18 protein-coding genes are annotated in these 15,908 nt (G+C 68.1%); 12 read left to right on the top strand and 6 right to left on the bottom strand.

Annotation, left to right across the window (positions count from 1 at the left end):
• The first annotated feature begins 1 nt into the window (after position 1).
• Together KVT39_RS18140 and KVT39_RS18135 are read left to right on the top strand one after the other, a co-directional pair.
• Positions 2-760 (top strand): TIGR00730 family Rossman fold protein, encoded by a 759-nt coding sequence (locus KVT39_RS18140; protein WP_034185191.1) that lies wholly within the window; start codon positions 2-4, stop codon positions 758-760.
• A 390-nt stretch (positions 761-1,150) separates the two neighbouring features.
• Positions 1,151-1,441, top strand: coding sequence for a hypothetical protein (locus KVT39_RS18135; RefSeq protein ID WP_105393500.1), 291 nt, complete (start codon positions 1,151-1,153; stop codon positions 1,439-1,441).
• A 256-nt stretch (positions 1,442-1,697) separates the two neighbouring features.
• Here the strand turns inward: KVT39_RS18135 and KVT39_RS18130 are convergent, their stop codons facing one another.
• A complete protein-coding gene (locus KVT39_RS18130; protein WP_034185189.1) occupies positions 1,698-3,224 on the bottom strand; it encodes an AMP nucleosidase in 1,527 nt (508 codons plus the stop codon).
• Between the two features lie 129 nt (positions 3,225-3,353).
• On the opposite strand from KVT39_RS18130, the gene KVT39_RS18125 reads away from it, so the two are divergent.
• The 5 genes from KVT39_RS18125 to KVT39_RS18105 all read left to right on the top strand — a co-directional run bounded on the left by KVT39_RS18125 (position 3,354) and on the right by KVT39_RS18105 (position 6,891).
• A complete protein-coding gene (locus KVT39_RS18125; RefSeq protein ID WP_034185188.1) occupies positions 3,354-3,749 on the top strand; it encodes a hypothetical protein in 396 nt (131 codons plus the stop codon).
• Positions 3,750-3,848: 99 nt separating this feature from the next.
• Complete coding sequence (locus tag KVT39_RS18120) at positions 3,849-4,847, top strand: homoserine kinase (RefSeq protein ID WP_034185187.1); 999 nt, start codon at positions 3,849-3,851, stop codon at positions 4,845-4,847.
• Positions 4,838-5,647: a BPSS1780 family membrane protein gene (locus KVT39_RS18115; RefSeq protein ID WP_131946460.1), complete on the top strand. Its 810-nt coding sequence runs from the start codon at positions 4,838-4,840 to the stop codon at positions 5,645-5,647. The genes KVT39_RS18120 and KVT39_RS18115 overlap by 10 nt, the downstream gene beginning before the upstream one ends.
• 217 nt (positions 5,648-5,864) lie before the next feature.
• Entirely contained in the window at positions 5,865-6,317 is a 453-nt protein-coding gene (locus KVT39_RS18110) for a MarR family winged helix-turn-helix transcriptional regulator (RefSeq protein WP_072439402.1), read from the top strand.
• Positions 6,318-6,471: 154 nt separating this feature from the next.
• Entirely contained in the window at positions 6,472-6,891 is a 420-nt protein-coding gene (locus KVT39_RS18105) for an organic hydroperoxide resistance protein (protein WP_034185184.1), read from the top strand.
• A gap of 108 nt (positions 6,892-6,999) precedes the next feature.
• Here KVT39_RS18105 and KVT39_RS18100 read toward each other — a convergent pair whose 3' ends face one another.
• Positions 7,000-7,176, bottom strand: coding sequence for a DUF3563 family protein (locus tag KVT39_RS18100; RefSeq protein WP_065502568.1), 177 nt, complete (start codon positions 7,174-7,176; stop codon positions 7,000-7,002).
• An 81-nt stretch (positions 7,177-7,257) separates the two neighbouring features.
• A complete protein-coding gene (locus tag KVT39_RS18095; RefSeq protein WP_105393497.1) occupies positions 7,258-8,367 on the bottom strand; it encodes a PHB depolymerase family esterase in 1,110 nt (369 codons plus the stop codon).
• Between the two features lie 258 nt (positions 8,368-8,625).
• On the opposite strand from KVT39_RS18095, the gene KVT39_RS18090 reads away from it, so the two are divergent.
• The 4 genes from KVT39_RS18090 to KVT39_RS18075 all read left to right on the top strand — a co-directional run bounded on the left by KVT39_RS18090 (position 8,626) and on the right by KVT39_RS18075 (position 11,712).
• Positions 8,626-9,324 carry a phosphatase PAP2 family protein gene (locus KVT39_RS18090; RefSeq protein WP_217589907.1) on the top strand — a complete coding sequence of 233 codons (699 nt, stop codon included), beginning with the start codon at positions 8,626-8,628 and terminating at the stop codon, positions 9,322-9,324.
• 136 nt (positions 9,325-9,460) lie between these two features.
• A complete protein-coding gene (gene modA / locus KVT39_RS18085; protein WP_034185181.1) occupies positions 9,461-10,258 on the top strand; it encodes a molybdate ABC transporter substrate-binding protein in 798 nt (265 codons plus the stop codon).
• A gap of 10 nt (positions 10,259-10,268) precedes the next feature.
• Positions 10,269-10,946, top strand: coding sequence for a molybdate ABC transporter permease subunit (modB, locus tag KVT39_RS18080; RefSeq protein WP_072439394.1), 678 nt, complete (start codon positions 10,269-10,271; stop codon positions 10,944-10,946).
• Between the two features lie 64 nt (positions 10,947-11,010).
• Positions 11,011-11,712, top strand: coding sequence for a sulfate/molybdate ABC transporter ATP-binding protein (locus KVT39_RS18075; protein ID WP_034185179.1), 702 nt, complete (start codon positions 11,011-11,013; stop codon positions 11,710-11,712).
• 180 nt (positions 11,713-11,892) lie between these two features.
• Here KVT39_RS18075 and KVT39_RS18070 read toward each other — a convergent pair whose 3' ends face one another.
• The 3 genes from KVT39_RS18070 to KVT39_RS18060 all read right to left on the bottom strand — a co-directional run bounded on the left by KVT39_RS18070 (position 11,893) and on the right by KVT39_RS18060 (position 14,931).
• Positions 11,893-12,729: a TOBE domain-containing protein gene (locus KVT39_RS18070; protein WP_034185212.1), complete on the bottom strand. Its 837-nt coding sequence runs from the start codon at positions 12,727-12,729 to the stop codon at positions 11,893-11,895.
• 48 nt (positions 12,730-12,777) lie between these two features.
• Positions 12,778-14,421: a CHAD domain-containing protein gene (locus tag KVT39_RS18065; RefSeq protein ID WP_217589906.1), complete on the bottom strand. Its 1,644-nt coding sequence runs from the start codon at positions 14,419-14,421 to the stop codon at positions 12,778-12,780.
• A gap of 126 nt (positions 14,422-14,547) precedes the next feature.
• Complete coding sequence (locus KVT39_RS18060) at positions 14,548-14,931, bottom strand: tautomerase family protein (RefSeq protein ID WP_105393494.1); 384 nt, start codon at positions 14,929-14,931, stop codon at positions 14,548-14,550.
• Between the two features lie 109 nt (positions 14,932-15,040).
• Between KVT39_RS18060 and KVT39_RS18055 the strand changes: the two genes are divergently transcribed.
• Positions 15,041-15,898, top strand: coding sequence for a LysR family transcriptional regulator (locus KVT39_RS18055; protein WP_034185176.1), 858 nt, complete (start codon positions 15,041-15,043; stop codon positions 15,896-15,898).
• Positions 15,899-15,908: the final 10 nt, after the last annotated feature.

The raw sequence follows: 15,908 nt of genomic DNA, 5'->3' as shown, positions 1-15,908 counted from the left end.
TATGAACAAGAGAAAAGTGATTCCGAGTCTGCGTTCGCTCGCAGATCAAGAACGCGCGACGGCCAAGAAGGCCCGCGCATCGTGGCAGATGTTCACGATTATGGCAGAGTTTATCGAGGCGACCGAGTACCTGTCGGAGATCCGCCCGGCTGTCAGCATCTACGGTTCTGCCCGTCTCAAACCCGACACGCCGCACTACAAGCTGGCCGCGCAGATCGCGCGCAAGCTGTCCGACGCCGGCTTCGCCGTGATCTCCGGCGGCGGCCCCGGCATCATGGAAGCCGCGAACAAGGGCGCGCACGCCGGCAAGGCGCCGTCAGTCGGCCTGAACATCGAGCTGCCGCACGAGCAAGCCGGCAACCACTACCAGGACATCTCGCTGCGCTTCCGCCACTTCTTCACGCGCAAGGTCACGTTCGTGAAGAATTCGGATGCGGTGATCGTGATGCCGGGCGGTTTCGGCACGCTCGATGAACTGTCCGAAGTGCTCACGCTGATCCAGACGAAGAAGTCGCGCCTCGTGCCGATCATCCTCGTCGGCAGCACGTTCTGGCAGGGCTTGCTGCAGTGGTTCCGCGACCAGCTGATTCCGATGGGCCTCATCAATCCGGAAGACATGGATCTGATGCAGGTGATCGACGATCCCGACCAGGTGCTCGACGCAGTGCTCGCGTTCTACGAGGATAGCGGCGAGGAAGAAGGCGAAGGTTCGGAAGGGCAACCACCGCGGCCCGAAGAAGACCGCATGTTCTATCTGTAACCAGTCCGTGACGACCGCCGGCCCGACGGCCGGCGTACCGCTTCCCGCGCGGCAGGCATGGCGATCAGGCCACCTGCCGCGCGCTACTTTGTAACGCGCTGTTAATCCCGCTTCGCGGCCGCGCGCCGTCGAATGTCAAATTCGCGCGGTCGGTGCTGCGCGATGCGGCGTGATCGCCCGCACCCGCGGCCCGCCATTGTCAAATGTGCGGCCCAATGCCCGCATCCCGCGCCTGCGAGCCGCCAACCCGCGGTAACAAACAGGCCTCGCCTTTTCCGTCGCGTGCCAGCACACTGCATTGTGTCGGCGCGGCGTTCCCCCGGTGGAACGATCCCCCTCGCTTCCATCGCGTCGCGCCGGCCTATTCATAACGACCTCACGGAACACAACATGCAACGCTCGCTGATCGCCCTCGCCTTTGCCGGCCTCGGCCTTTCGCTGTCCGGCCTCGCTCATGCCGTCAACGTCGACGTCAACATCGGCACGCCCGCGCCGGTCATCGTCGCGCCTGCGCCCGTCGTGGTCGCTCCGGCGCCCGCGGTCATCATCGGCTGGCATGGCGACCGCTACTGGGACGGCCGCCGTTACTGGGAACGCCGCGAGTGGGAACGTCATCATGGTTACGACGATCGCCGCGGCTACCACTGCCCGCCGGGACACGCGAAGAAGGGTGAGTGCTGAGCAACACCGCACGGCCCGCTCGATACGCAAGGCCGCCCGCGCGCTTCGGCGCCGGGCGGCCTTGTCGTTTTCGGCGGCGCATTCCACGCGATCGCTGCCTTCGAACGGCAACGCGAACGGCAGGCTCGATCGTCGCGCATTCCACCTGCCGGCAGATTCGCCGGTGCATCGGACGCTTGCGACAAAGGCAGATGTGCTCCGTCAGAAGGCGCGTCGCACATGGCGATGCGCACCGCCGCCGGGGCCGGCGTTCACATCACTGGAACGCCACTTCCGCAAAGCTCCGCAGCTTCCGGCTATGCAGCTTGTCGAGCCCGTTCGTGCGCAGGATCTCCATCGCCTTCACGCCGATCTGCAGATGCTGATCGACCTGCCCGCGATAAAACGTGTCGGCCATGCCAGGCAGCTTCAGCTCGCCGTGCAGCGGCTTGTCCGATACGCACAGCAGCGTGCCGTACGGCACGCGGAAGCGAAAGCCGTTCGCGGCGATCGTCGCGCTTTCCATGTCGAGCGCGATCGCGCGGCTTTGCGACAGCCGCTGCACGGGCTCGCGATGATCGCGCAGCTCCCAGTTGCGGTTGTCGACGCTCGCGACGGTGCCCGTGCGCATCACGCGCTTCAGTTCGACGCCCTCGAGCCGCGTGACGTCGGCCACCGCGCGCTCGAGCGCGAGCTGCACTTCGGCGAGCGCCGGGATCGGCACCCACAGCGGCAGGTCGGCGTCGAGCACGTGATCCTCGCGCACGTAACCGTGCGCGAGCACGTAGTCGCCGAGACGCTGCGTGTTGCGCAGCCCCGCGCAGTGACCGAGCATCACCCATGCGTGCGGACGCAGCACCGCGATGTGATCGGTGATCGTCTTCGCGTTCGACGGACCGACGCCGATGTTGACCATCGTGATCCCGCTGCCGTCCGCGCGCTTCAGGTGATACGCGGGCATCTGCGGCAGGCGCGGCGGCGCGACGCCCTCGGCCGGCTCGCTGCCGAGGTTCGCGTTGTACGTGACGACATCGCCCGGCTCGACGAACGAGCTGTACTGGCTGCGGTACGCGCGCACCTCGGGATCGTCGCTCTCCGTCATCACCGTGCGGCCGAGCTTCACGAACTCGTCGATGTAGAACTGGTAGTTCGTGTAGAGCACGTAGTTCTGGAAATGCGTGGGCGACGTCGCCGTGTAGTGACGCAGCCGGTGCAGCGAGAAGTCGACGCGCGCGGCCGTGAACAGCGCGAGCGGATGCGGCTCGCCCGGCGCCGGCTCGAACGTGCCGTTGACGATGCGGTCGTCGAGATACGACAGGTCGGGCGTGTCGAAGATGTCGCGCATCGCGAGCAGGCGGTCGCGGTCGAGCTCGCCTTCGAGATGGATGCCTTCCGGAAACGCGAAATGGACCGGAATCGGCTGCGACGACACGCCGATCTCGATCTTGACATGGTGGTTCTTCGACAGCAGGCGCAGTTGCTCGCGATAGTAGTTCGCGAAGAGATCGGGGCGCGTGACCGTCGTCTCGAACACGCCGGGGCCGGCGACGAAACCGTACGAGCGGCGCGAATCGACGTGCGTGTTGACGTCGGTGCGGATCCGCACGAACGGGTAGCACGCGCGCACATGCTCGATAATCGGTTCGTGGCGGCGATAGCGCGCGAATGCGTCGCGCAGGAAGCCCGTATTCGTGTCGTAAATGGCGGACAGCCGCGCGACGGCGGCGATCGGATCGTCGAAAGCCTCGACCGGCGGGCTTTCGGGCGTCAGCACACGGTGCCGGCGGCTCAGGTCGTTCTTCATTTGTATCACCTCGTCTGATCGAACGACATTACCACGGAACCCGGTCATCCTCATGGCCGCCCATACGCACGCCAGGGCCGGATGATGCGCAGTATTTGCTAAAATCATTGAGTTCACTGGAGACTCATCATGAAGCCGCTCATTCTCGTCGCCGCTGCCGCCGCGTTTGCCGCCGCCAGCGTCGCTTACGCCGCCGGCGCCACGCCTGACGCCGACGCGCAGGCGCGGGCCGAGGCCAACGAAGCCGCCGGCCTGCCCGATCTCCGCAAGATCAACCGGCCTGGCGCCGAAGTCACGTCGAAAGTCGACTTCGCCGACATTCGACGCACGCCGAGCTTCCATGAAAAGAGCAAGAACGGCACCGAGGTCACCGAGTACCGCGACCGCGGCAAGCCGGTCGAGATCGACGTGAAGTCGAACTTCGGCACGCGCTACCAGATGAGCTCGACGCCCGACACGTCGCCGAAGCCGCACGACGCAGGCATCCCGATCACGCGCCTGCCGTCGCTGAACCTGCGCTACTGATTCCGACGCGCCGCGTCGATCGCGGCGCACCGCCTCCCTTCACCTGCTGTCGCGACGCATGCCGCTCGCGTGCCGACACCCTGACCTGACGCATCCCGCATGGCCGTTTTCACTGCTGTTTCCGACTCCGATCTCGCGCAATGGATGCGCCACTACGAACTGGGCGACGTGCTTGCGTTTCGCGGCATTCCGTCCGGTATCGAAAACAGCAATTTCTTCCTGACGACGACGCGCGGCGAATACGTCCTCACGATCTTCGAAAAGCTGACGGCGCAACAACTGCCGTTCTACCTCGACCTGATGCGCCACCTGGCCGGCCACGGCGTACCGGTGCCGGATCCGATTCCGCGCGACGACGGCGCGCTGTTCGGCGAGCTGCACGGCAAGCCGGCCGCGATCGTCACGAAGCTCGACGGCGCGGCCGAACTCGCGCCGGGGGTCGAACACTGCATCGAGGTCGGGCAGATGCTCGCGCGCCTGCACCTCGCGGGGCGCGATTACCCGCGCAACCAGCCGAACCTGCGCAGCCTGCCGTGGTGGCAGGAGAACGTGCCGGCGATCGTGCCGTTCATCACGGACGCGCAACGCACGCTGCTCGAAGGCGAGCTCGCGCACCAGGCGGCCTTCTTCGCGTCGGACGACTACGCGGCGCTGCCGGCCGGGCCGTGCCATTGCGACCTGTTCCGCGACAACGTGCTGTTCGCGCACGCGGCGCCCGGCACCGGCCACGACGTGCGGCTCGGCGGCTTCTTCGACTTCTATTTCGCCGGCTGCGACAAGTGGCTGTTCGACGTCGCGGTGACCGTCAACGACTGGTGCGTCGACCTGGCGACCGGCGTGCTCGACGTCGCGCGCGCCGATGCGCTGCTGCGCGCGTACCAGACCGTGCGGCCGTTCACGGCCGAGGAGCGCCGCCACTGGAGCGACATGCTGCGCGCGGGCGCGTACCGCTTCTGGGTGTCGCGCCTGTACGACTTCTACCTGCCGCGCGCGGCCGAGATGCTCAAGCCGCACGACCCCGGTCATTTCGAACGCATCCTGCGTGAGCGTATCGCGCATACGCCCGCGCTTCCCGAGATCCAAACCGCATGCAACTGATCGAAGTGCCCGCGAAAACGGGCTATGTCTGGTTCCGACAAGGCGTCTGGCTGTTCCGCCGGAACCCGCTCGCATTCATCACGCTGTTCTTCACGTACCTGCTGGCGATCACGCTGGTGTCGATGGTGCCCGTGATCGGCTCGGCGCTGCCGCTGGTGCTGATTCCCGGCATCGCGGTCGGCTTCATGGCCGCGTGCCGCGACACGGTAGCCGGCAAGCCGGTGATGCCGACGATCCTGATCGACGGCTTCCGCTCGTACGGCACCGTCACGACCCAGCGGCTGCTCGTGCTCGGCGTGATCTACGTCGCGTCGATGGTGCTCGTGTTCGCCGCTTCGTCATTCGTGGACGGCGGCGCGCTGTTCCACGTGATGATGGGCGCGGCCGACGAAGCGAGCACGACGCCGGAAACGCTCGCCGCGCAAGGCACGTTCGGCGCGCTGATGTTCGCGACGCTGCTGTATCTGCCGATCGCGATGCTGTTCTGGTTCGCGCCGGTGCTCGTCGCATGGCATGACGTCCCGCCCGCGAAGGCGCTGTTCTTCAGCATCGTCAGCTGCTGGCGCAATCGCGGCGCGTTCGTCGTGTACGGCGTGCTGTGGTTCGGCGTCGCGCTCGGCACGTCGCTCGTGCTGTCGCTGCTGCTGCAGGCGCTCGGCGCCGGTGGTTATGCGCTGACGATCATGATGCCGGTGACGATCATCATCGTCACGATGCTGTACTGCTCGTTCTACGCAACCTATCGCGGCTGCTTCGGCGTGCAGGAGCCGGGCGCGCCGACGACCACGTCGGGCCGCTGAAGCCCCCCCCGGCCGGTGCGCGTCGCCGGCCGCCACGCTGTTCCCCGCGCCGGGTTGCCTTCCGGCGCGCCCTCCCTGTCTTGCGCCCCTCCGCGCATCCTTCGCCCGCCGCCCCTGGCCGGGCGCCCCTAGCCGGGCGCCCCTGTTCAACCCGATCTTTTGCGCGCAAAATAATTTGCGTACAAATTGTTCGCGCGTGCGCCGCGCCTCCCGAATCATGGACCGCCCACCCCCGCTGCCCCAGACGCTCGACGAGCAACTGTGCTTTGCGCTCTACTCGACTTCGCACGCGATGACGAAAGCGTACAAGCCGCTGCTCGACAAGCTGTCGCTGACCTATCCCCAATATCTCGCGATGCTCGTGCTGTGGGAGCGCGACGACATCGCGGTAAAGGACATCGCCGCGCGGCTCGACCTCGACCCGGCCACGGTCACGCCGCTGCTCAAGCGGCTGGAAGCGCTCGGCTACGTCGAGCGCGTGCGCAGCGCGGCCGACGAACGCGTCGTGAACGTGCGCGTGACGCCGGAAGGCCGGGCGCTGAAGAACCGCGCGCGCTCCGTGCCCGCCGACCTCTTCTGCGCGATGCAGCAAACGCCCGAGTTCCTGATCAGGCTGCGCGCCGATCTCCAGCAGTTGCGCGACGCGCTGTCGGCCGCCAACGAACGCTGACGAACCGAGCGCCGGCCTACCGACCCGGTACTGCCGGGTTTTTCTTCAAAATTTCATTTGCACACTAATGATTTGTGTTCTATATTTTCTCCGTGGCCGGCGACGTTCCATTCGACCGGGCCGCCTTCCCCCTTTTCCCGACAGGAGCTGCACGATGAACATTCTGTACAAGACGAGCGCCACGAGCACGGGCGGCCGCGACGGCCGCGCGGTATCCGCCGACAACAAGCTGGAAGTGAAGCTGGCCGCGCCGCGCGAACTCGGCGGCACGGGTGCGGAAGGCACGAATCCGGAACAGCTGTTTGCCGCAGGTTACTCGGCGTGCTTCCTGAGCGCGATGAAATTCGTCGCCGGCCAGAACAAGCAGGCGCTGCCGGCCGATACGCAGGTGACGGCGGAAGTGGGCATCGGCCCGAACGACGCAGGCGGCTTCGGGCTCGACATCGAGCTGCGCGTGTCGCTGCCGGGGCTCGACAAGGCCGACGCGCAGGCGCTGGTCGAAAAGGCGCATCACGTGTGCCCGTATTCGAACGCAACGCGCAACAACGTGCCGGTGCGCCTGACGGTCGTCTGACGCGACGCAGGACGACGAATGCAAAAAGGGCGCGTGCGGCATCAAGCCGCACGCGCCCTTTTGCGTGACTCGCCGGAACGGCGGGCCGACTGGCCCGCCTTGCGCTGCTTAGCGCGCGCCGAACGAATACGGGCGGTTCATCGACGCTTCGCGATCGATCTTGCGCATACGGAATTCGAGATCGTAGATGTCGGTCGCTTCGGACAGGTACGCCTCGGCGCGCTCTTTACGGGCCGTTTCAGCGTTCTTGGTCAGCATCAGGAAGAGGTGGCTCAGCAGGTACATGTTCGATCTCGCAATCCAAAGGTTCTTTGACTAGGGTTTTCCCGAATTATAGGGAAAACCCTAGTCTTTGGCCAGCGTCGATCAGACGATGCGTCGTTCGGTCGCCACAGTGCGCCGATGTGCTTCGAAAAAGGACCAGATCATCGCGCTCGCATCGGGGCCGACGGCCGCATGAAACGGCACGGCTTCGTCGCCGCCGGCCCACGCGTGATCGAGCCCTTTCACATGGCAGAGCCGCACGACCGGTTCGCCGTCGCGGCAGACATCGGTGATCTGTGCGCCCGCGCCGCGCGTCTCGACACGTTCGCCGCCGCGCAGCGCGCCGCGGCTGTCGGCGAGCCCGTTCAGCCGCATGAACTGCACCGTCAGCTGGTCGGCGTTCTTCGGCGCGACGACGTGGTCGCCGTCGCCCTGGACGATCAGCGCCGGCATGCCCGGATACCCGCTGGCGTCGACCAGCGCATCGACGGCTGCGGCCGGGTTCTGCCGCACGCCGCGCCGCATCACGTCCATCGCGGTGATGCCGGAGTTCGCCTCGCCGAGCGCGGGGCCCGAGTGCATCGCGACCGCCGCGAAGCGGTCAGGATGGTGCAGTGCAAGAAGCGACGCGAGGCCCGCGCCGGCCGACAACCCCGCGACGTAGACGCGCGACGCGTCGAAACCGCGTTCGTCGACGAGCGCGTCGACCAGCGACGCAACCGCGTTCGCCTCGCCGCGGCCCGCGCGGTCGGTGTCTTCATACCAGTGCCAGCAGCCGTGCGCGTGCGCGCGCGGCGACTGTTCCGGATACAGCACCGCGAAACCGTGCTTGTCGGCCAGCAGGTTCATCCGCGTGCCCTGCACGAATTCGTCGACGGACTGCTGGCAGCCGTGCAGCATCACGACGAGCGGCATCGCGCCGCGCCGGCGGCCGGGCGGCACGTAGAGGCCATACGCGAGATTCTGGACGAGACGCCCGAGCGCGGGCGCCATCGGATGTTCGCCGCGCGTCCACTCGCCCGCAGCCCACGCGGCCGCGCGCGGCCGCACGCGCGATTCGCGCGGCGGGGACAGTTCGGATACGGCGGGAGAGGCGGCGGCCTCGAGTGCGTCGCGAGTGATGCGCTGCGCATCGCGCGCCGCGCGTTTGGCGGCCGGAGACAGCATGCGTTTCATGCCGCCCAGCCATACCTTGGTCAGACTTTTGGTCATCGATCGGGCTCGCAGTCAGGAAAAATAGGGGCGCCATGAGGACGCCGCAACGGATGCATCGTTCGACTTTGTGCAATGCACCATAACATTGTTTCTGGGATTTTTCCTGCGCGAGGTTAGTTCCCGATGGCGCAAAAAACGGGGCTCGTGCGCACGCGGCGCTATACTGGGGCTTCGCCGCTTGTATCCGTTGTAGTCGTTCTTCCCGGCTCGCGCGTTGATTTAAGCATCCTCCCCGCCTCCGTTCGTCCTTTCCCGATGTTCGACCTGCCGTCTCACCTGTGGATCATGATCACCGCGTTCGGCGGCGCCGGCCTGACCTTGCCGCTCGCGATCACGATCGCCGTCTGGCTCGCGCTCGGCTACTCGTGGCAGCGTGCGGCCGCGTGGCTCGGCGTGCTCGCAGCCGCGATCGGCGTGGTCGCGCTCACGAAGATCGCGTTCCTCGGCTGGGGCATCGGCATCCGTGCGTGGGATTTCACGGGCTTCAGCGGCCACGCGATGCTGTCGACGTCGGTCTATCCGGTCGCGATCTTCCTGATGCTGATCCGCATGCGCACGCCGGTGCGGATCGCCGGCATCGCGCTCGGGCTCGCGGCCGGCATCGCGGTCGGCGTGTCGCGCGTCGCGCTCGACGCGCATTCGCCGTCCGAATCGATCACCGGCTGCATCGTCGGCGCGATCGCCGCGCTCGCGTTCATCGCCGGCTCGTGGCGCGCGGTGCCGCACCGCTGGTCGGCGCCCGCGGTCATCGTGAGCCTCGCCCTCGTCACCGTCGCGCTGCATGGCATCACGGTGCCTTCGCATCGCTGGGTCACGAAGGTTGCGCTGGAGCTGTCGGGCCATGAGCGCCCGTTCGTCCGCGCTCGCTGGAAGGCCAACCCGAACTACCGTCCCGCGTCGCAACCGTCGTCGCTGCAGCGCACCGAATCGTCGACGCACACGCTGCACGCGTGACGGGCCGCCCGGCCGTCACGCCCGCCATTCTTCAGACCTGACCATTTCATGCGCACCGTCGCATGAGCGGTATGCCAAGCGTTATAACCCGCCCTATATTACGATTACGGTTTCCACCCATTCCAACGAATCCGCCATGCGCTCAACCGTCCGTCCGCTTCGCCGCACCCTGCTCCGCCTGCTGCCGATCGCCGCGCTTGCCGCCGCCGGTGTCGCGTTCAGCGCGCCCGCTTCCGCCGACGAACTGGTCGTGTCGGCCGCGGCCAGCCTGACGAACGCGTTCAAGGCCGTCGGCGACGCGTACCAGAAGCAGCATCCCGATACCAAGGTGCTGTTCAACTTCGGCGCGTCGGACGTGCTGATGCAGCAGATCGCCAAGGGTGCGCCGGCCGACGTGTTCGCGTCGGCCGACCAGAAGGCGATGGATCGCGCGGCCGACGAAAAGGTGATCGTGCCCGGCACGCGCCGCGATTTCGCCGCGAACTCGCTCGTGATGATCGTTCCGGCGGACAGCCACGCGGCCGCGCCGACGTCGCTGAACGACCTGACGGCGCCCGGCGTGAAGCGCATCGCGTACGGCGACCCGGCATCGGTGCCGGTCGGCCGCTACACCGAAGGCGCGCTGCGCGCGGCCGGCGTGTGGGATGCCGTCAGCGCGAAGGGCGTGCTGGCCGCCAACGTGCGCCAGAGCCTCGACTACGTCGCGCGCGGCGAGGTCGACGCGGGCTTCGTGTTCGGCACCGACGCCGCGATCATGCCCGGCCGCGTGAAGGTCGCACTGACGGTGCCGACCAAGACGGCCATCACCTATCCGATCGCCGTGGTCAAGGACAGCCGCCACGCCGCGCAGGCGCAGTCGTTCGTCGACTTCGTCTCGTCGCCGCAGGGCCAGGCCGTGCTGTCGACGTTCGGCTTCAAGCCCGCGGGCAAGTGAGCGTATCGCGATGCAAGACGCCTGGGTACCGCTGCTGCTGTCGCTGAAGGTCGCCGGCTGGGCGACCGCGCTCGACATCGTGCTCGGCGTCGCGGCCGCGTTCGTGCTCGCGCGCTGGCGCTCGCCGCTGCGCGACGTCGTCGATTCGCTGCTGACGCTGCCGCTCGTGCTGCCGCCGACGGTGCTCGGCTATTACCTGCTCGTGCTGCTCGGCCGGCGCGGCGTGTTCGGCGCGTGGCTCGACAAGCTCGGCATCGAGCTCGTCTTCACGTGGCAAGGCGCGGTGATCGCATCGATGGTGGTCGCGTTTCCGCTGATCCTGAAGTCGGCGCGTGCCGCGTTCGAGGGCGTCGATCCGCATCTCGAGCGCGCCGCGCGCACGCTCGGGCTCGGCGAAGCCGCGGTGTTCTTCCGCGTGACGCTGCCGCTCGCCACGCGCGGGATCCTCGCGGGTGCGCTGCTCGCGTTCGCGCGCGCGCTCGGCGAGTTCGGCGCGACGCTGATGATCGCGGGCAACCTGCCCGGTCGCACGCAGACGCTGTCGGTTGCGATCTACGCGGCCGTGCAGGCCGGCGACGACAACACGGCCAACTTCCTCGTGCTGGTGACGTCGATCACCTGCGTGCTCGTGCTGCTCGCGACCGGCTGGCTCGTGCCGTCGCGCGCCCGGCGGAGTCAGTTGACATGAAGCGCCTGCCTTGTCCGTATAGCCTGTGTCGTGCGGCAACCGGCTTGCTTCGGCGGAGGCCCGCATGAGCCTCGTCGTCGATATCCGCAAGACCTACGCGAACGCCGAGCGCCGTTTCACGCTCGACGTGTCGTTCACGGCGGCGACGCAGCGCGTCGTGCTGTTCGGGCCGTCCGGCGCAGGCAAGAGCATGACGCTGCAGGCGATCGCCGGCCTGCTGTCGCCCGACGCAGGCACGATCACGCTGAACGGCGAGCCGCTGTTCGACGCCGCGCGCCGCATCGACGTGCCGACCCGGGAACGGCGCGTCGCATACCTGTTCCAGGACTACGCGCTGTTTCCGCATCTGAACGTGCGCCAGAACATCGCGTTCGGGCTCACGTCGGGGCTGCGCAACCCGCGCGCGAAGACGGTGCCGCCCGAAGTCGCGTACTGGCTGCACGCGTTCGACCTCGAAGCGCTCGCGGGGCAGTATCCGTCGCAACTGTCGGGCGGGCAGAAGCAGCGCGTCGCGCTTGCGCGCGCACTGGTCGCGCAACCGCGGATCCTGCTGCTCGACGAACCGTTCGCGGCGCTGGACGCCGCGATGCGCCAGCGCATGCGCCACGAGCTCGCCGAGTTGCAGGCGCGGCTCGACATTCCGATGGTGCTGATCTCGCACGACCCCGACGACGTCGCCGCGTTCGGCGACCAGGTCGTGCAATTGAGCGAAGGACGCGTGCAGGCGGCACCGCCGCACGCCGAGTGGCCGACGCGCGTCGCGTGAGCGCGCGAGGCCGGGACCGTGGCGCTGGCAGCCACGCTGGAGCCTGAGAGAAGCCGCACGCTGCGGCATAAGCTGAAAACGGAAACGAAGCCGGCGCCATGCAGACGACGTCCGGCGCCGGCTTCGCCCCCGTCCGTCACACGATCGCCGCAGCACGCACGCGCTGCCGTGCCTGCACCGTCAGCCCGTCACCGCGAGAATCACGCTCGATGCCTTGAACAGCGCGATCGCCGGCCGGCCGGCGTCGAGCTGCAGCGCATCGACGCTTTCGTTGGTGACGACGGCCGTCAGCGTGCCGCCGCCGTCGAGCGCGAGCGTCACTTCGCTGTTCACCGCGCCCGCCGCGACGGATTCGACGCTGCCGCGCAGCCGGTTCCGCGCGGACACCTTCAGCTCGGGCCCGCCGTCGTCGACCGCCAGCACGACCCACGACGCCTTTACCAGCGCGCAGGCGTCCGCACCTTCCCGCAGGCCGAGCGCATCGACGCTTTCGTGCGTCAGCACGGCGACGATCGGCTGCCCGCCCGGCAGCGTGAGCGTCACTTCGTCGTTGACCGTGCCGCGCACGATCGATGCGACCTTGCCGAACAACTGGTTGCGCGCGCTGGTCTTCATGCCGATCCGGCCGATCAGCGCCCAGTCGACGTCGAACCCGGCAACGGCCGCGCTCGCGGCGTCGATGAAACGGCGATGCTCGCGCTCGATCGTGCGGAACGCGGCGATCAGCGACGTCGCGCGCGGCGTCAGCGTCGTGCCGCCGCCGCCCTTGCCGCCCGTCGACCGCGCGACGAGCGGTTCGCCGGCGAGATTGTTCATCGTGTCGACCGCATCCCACGCGGCCTTGTAGCTGAGGCCGACGGCCTTCGCCGCGCGCGTGATCGAACCGGTGTCGCCGATCGCCGCGAGCAGCGCGATGCGCGTGGCGCCGCCGAGCGTCTGCTCGCCTGCGCGCAGCCACAGCTCGCCGCCCAGTTCGAGCGGCTCGGAAGACGGGGAAGAATGCGGTGCGTCGGTCATCGGCATGGATGCGGGAAACGGGCGGCCATTATAGTCAGCGCGCGCCGCTCAGCCCGGCTTGCCGTCGAGCTTCGGCGGACGCAGGCTGGCCAGCAGCGTCTCGGCGTCGCGCGCCGCGCGCTGTTCGAGCGCCGCGCCGTAGCCGCGCACGAAACCGAGCTGGTACGGCGGCGCCGTCAGTTGCTCGAGATGTTGCAGCGCGACCATTGTGTCGTTCGATTCGCCGAGCACGGTCTGCACGCGCGCGAGCGTCTTCACCGTCTCGTTGCGCGTGCGGCGCGACGCCAGCGACGCGAAGAATTCGAGTGCATAGCGCAGCCGCTTCGCGTCGATCCGCACCCGGTGGCGCGCAGTCGTATCGAGCGACGTGAGCGACGGCGATGCGTAAAGATGGCCGAACAGCCGCCGCACGCGCTTCGTCGCATGACGCCGCAGCGACGGCGCGTCGTCGTCGGCGGCGGGTGGCAGCGCGAGCGCGCTCAGCCATTCGAGCCAGCCGAGCGTCAGCCGCGCATAGCGGGCCGAATGCAGCGCCTGCCGCAGTTCGACGCGCGCGGCCGTGGACTGCGCAAGCGCGGCGTCGAGCGTGCCGTTCCAGTCGGCGCCGCCGCCGTCGGCCGCGATCAGCCCGGGCAGGGTTTCGGTCGAGAACACGTCCCAGTCGCGCACCGTGCCGAGCAGAGCGGCGAGCCAACGCAGGTCGGTGCCGAATGTGTCCTTCCACTGGCGGTCGGCAAAGCGCGGAAAGAAGCGCATCAGCGTGCGCAGGCGGCGCAGCGCGACGCGCATCTGATGCACGAATTCGGGATCGTCGCGATCAAGCACGCCACCCTCGTTACCGAGCCATTGTGCGGCGATGTCGCCGGACAGCGCGAACAGCGCGGCGCGCTGCGTGCGGATGCCGGTCAGGTCGACGAGCCGCGCCTTGACCAGCCAGGCGGCAACCGGCTCGCCCGCACAGGCACGGTCGATCACGCTCGTCAGTTGCACGAATGCGGGCCACGCGCCGCTCAGTTCGCGCGCCGCGGCAAACAGCGCGTGCAGCGCGGCCGTGCGTGCGGCGAAGGTTTCCCAGTCGGGCGCGGCGAGACGCAGCTCGACGTAGCGGCGCGGCGGCTCGCCACCGCCATGCAGCGTGACATCGTCGAGCGTCATCTCGACCACGACGCCGCTGTCGTCGGCCCACCGCCCGTGCCGCCGTTCGCTGACGAGGCGCAGCCCCGGCGCTTCGGGCGGCGCGCCGGCGGCGGAGCGCTCGGTGGCGTCCGGCGCGACGCCGTTGACTTCGTCGACTTCGCCCGCCGGCGCATCGGCATCAACTGCGTCGCCCGTTGCGGGTACGGGCAGCGGCATCGCGACGACGATGCCCTCATGCTCCGCGTCGAACAGTTCGCGCTGCGTGACGCCGGGCGCGAACGCTTTCGTGCGGGACGCGACGACCCGCCTGCCATGCGCGTTCGACTCGACCCAGGTCCACCAGCTCGCGCCGGGGCTCGGCTCGGCCTCCTCGACCTGGCACGGCTCGATCGTCACGCGTTCATGGCCGCGCTGCATCCGGACCTGCGGACAGATCCGCCACGCGCGCACGAGCTCGGCGCCGAAATCGCGCTGCGTGCCGCGGGCACGACTCGCAGCCTTGACCGGCCAGCCTTCCAGCGACAACGACAACACGATTTCCAGCACACGCGACATGGAAGCTCCTGCACATGAAGAATCGCCGGCGCATCGACCGCGCCGGCGTCGCCCGTGAAGCTTCTTCCATAGTACACGCCGTCAAAACGCGCAGGCGACGATCCGGCCCCGTCGCGCTGTCGCAAATCAAACGGCGTATTGCGCGATGCCGTTGCCGAACGACCAGTCCTCCTTCAGCACCTCGACAAGACTGATGAATACGTCCTGTTGCCGCACGCCGGGCTGCTCCGCGAGGTTCTCCGCGATCGTCCGGTACAGCGCCCGCTTCTGCTCGAGCGTGCGCGTGTTGTTCGCGGTGATCTGGATCATCACCAGATCGTCGCTGCGTTCGATGTCGAGATAGTGGCGGCCGAACACGAAGTTCTCGGCCGCATGCTCGGTGACGACCATGAAGATGTCGTCCTCGGGCACGTTGAACGTGTGCATCAGCGCGCGATGCACGCCGTCGACGAGCGCCGCGCGGTATGCGGCCGGTTTGCCTTCGCGCACTGCGATACGGGTGAATGGCATGGTCCTGCTCCTGTCGGTGACGTTGAAGAACGGAAACACAGCGTCAGGTTAGGCTCGCCGAACTATAATGAACAGTCATCAATGAATATTTCATTCATTTTCATTTGAAATGAAAGTACTCGATCTCGATGCCGTACGCGCGTTCGTGCTGGTCGCCGATCTCGCCAGCTTCACGCGCGCCGCCGATGCGCTCGGCACCACGCAATCGGCCGTCAGCCTGAAACTGAAGCGGCTGGAGGCGCACCTCGGCAAGCCGCTGCTCGCGCGCACGCCGCGCGTCGTCAAGCTGGCCGCCGACGGCGAGAACTTCCTGCCGGCCGCCCGTGCGCTGCTCGACGCGCACGACCACGCGCTCGGTGCGATCTCGGCCGGCACGCACCGCCTGTCGCTCGGCGTCAGCGAGCACGTCGCGGTGCCCGACCTGCCGGCCGTGCTCACGAGCCTGCATCGGCAGGATCCGGGACTGTCGCTGGAAATGCATCTCGGGATGTCGGCAGGCCTGCTCGCGCAATACGACGAACGCCGGCTCGACGCGGCGATCGTGCGGCACGAGCCCGGCGAAGATCCGCCGCGCGACGACGGCACGCTGCTGTTTGCCGAACCGCTGGCCTGGCTCGCCGCGCCGGACTGGGCGCCCCGTGCTGGCGAGCCGCTGCCGCTCGCGGTGCTGGCCGGCCCGTGCGGCGTGCGAGCCGCCGCGCTGCGTGCGCTCGACCATGCGGGGCGGCCGTGGCGCGAGCGCTTCACGGGTGGCGGTGTCGCGGCGGTCACGGCGGCCGCGGCGGCAGGGCTCGCCGTCTGCCCGCTCGCGCGGCGTGTCGCGCCGCGTACGCTGGTCGACGTCGGCGCGAAATTCGGGCTGCCGCCGCTGCCGCAGTCGCAGGTCGTGCTGTATTCGCGCGTGCGCGACGCACGTGCGGCCGCCGCGCTGCGCAGGTTTGCCGACAGCCTTGCAATCTCGGCGTAAGCTGTGGGGT

The organism is Burkholderia sp. GbtcB21, from assembly GCF_019091065.1.
Classification (GTDB): Bacteria; Pseudomonadota; Gammaproteobacteria; order Burkholderiales; family Burkholderiaceae; genus Burkholderia; species Burkholderia pyrrocinia_C.
Note: the sequence above shows the minus strand (reverse complement) of the source record. Positions and strands in the feature narration are given on the sequence as shown.

What these genes read in the sequence shown, in the direction of transcription:
- KVT39_RS18135 (WP_105393500.1), top strand. Translation starts at nt 1,151, where the DNA reads ATGCAACGCTCGCTGATCGCCCTCGCCTTTGCCGGCCTCGGCCTTTCG.
- KVT39_RS18130 (WP_034185189.1), bottom strand. Translation starts at nt 3,224, where the DNA reads ATGAAGAACGACCTGAGCCGCCGGCACCGTGTGCTGACGCCCGAAAGC.
- KVT39_RS18075 (WP_034185179.1), top strand. Translation starts at nt 11,011, where the DNA reads ATGAGCCTCGTCGTCGATATCCGCAAGACCTACGCGAACGCCGAGCGC.
- KVT39_RS18105 (WP_034185184.1), top strand. Translation starts at nt 6,472, where the DNA reads ATGAACATTCTGTACAAGACGAGCGCCACGAGCACGGGCGGCCGCGAC.
- KVT39_RS18120 (WP_034185187.1), top strand. Translation starts at nt 3,849, where the DNA reads ATGGCCGTTTTCACTGCTGTTTCCGACTCCGATCTCGCGCAATGGATG.
- KVT39_RS18055 (WP_034185176.1), top strand. Translation starts at nt 15,041, where the DNA reads ATGAAAGTACTCGATCTCGATGCCGTACGCGCGTTCGTGCTGGTCGCC.
- KVT39_RS18095 (WP_105393497.1), bottom strand. Translation starts at nt 8,367, where the DNA reads ATGACCAAAAGTCTGACCAAGGTATGGCTGGGCGGCATGAAACGCATG.
- KVT39_RS18140 (WP_034185191.1), top strand. Translation starts at nt 2, where the DNA reads ATGAACAAGAGAAAAGTGATTCCGAGTCTGCGTTCGCTCGCAGATCAA.
- KVT39_RS18060 (WP_105393494.1), bottom strand. Translation starts at nt 14,931, where the DNA reads ATGCCATTCACCCGTATCGCAGTGCGCGAAGGCAAACCGGCCGCATAC.
- KVT39_RS18115 (WP_131946460.1), top strand. Translation starts at nt 4,838, where the DNA reads ATGCAACTGATCGAAGTGCCCGCGAAAACGGGCTATGTCTGGTTCCGA.
- KVT39_RS18100 (WP_065502568.1), bottom strand. Translation starts at nt 7,176, where the DNA reads ATGTACCTGCTGAGCCACCTCTTCCTGATGCTGACCAAGAACGCTGAA.
- KVT39_RS18065 (WP_217589906.1), bottom strand. Translation starts at nt 14,421, where the DNA reads ATGTCGCGTGTGCTGGAAATCGTGTTGTCGTTGTCGCTGGAAGGCTGG.
- KVT39_RS18125 (WP_034185188.1), top strand. Translation starts at nt 3,354, where the DNA reads ATGAAGCCGCTCATTCTCGTCGCCGCTGCCGCCGCGTTTGCCGCCGCC.
- modA (WP_034185181.1), top strand. Translation starts at nt 9,461, where the DNA reads ATGCGCTCAACCGTCCGTCCGCTTCGCCGCACCCTGCTCCGCCTGCTG.
- KVT39_RS18070 (WP_034185212.1), bottom strand. Translation starts at nt 12,729, where the DNA reads ATGACCGACGCACCGCATTCTTCCCCGTCTTCCGAGCCGCTCGAACTG.
- modB (WP_072439394.1), top strand. Translation starts at nt 10,269, where the DNA reads ATGCAAGACGCCTGGGTACCGCTGCTGCTGTCGCTGAAGGTCGCCGGC.
- KVT39_RS18110 (WP_072439402.1), top strand. Translation starts at nt 5,865, where the DNA reads ATGGACCGCCCACCCCCGCTGCCCCAGACGCTCGACGAGCAACTGTGC.
- KVT39_RS18090 (WP_217589907.1), top strand. Translation starts at nt 8,626, where the DNA reads ATGTTCGACCTGCCGTCTCACCTGTGGATCATGATCACCGCGTTCGGC.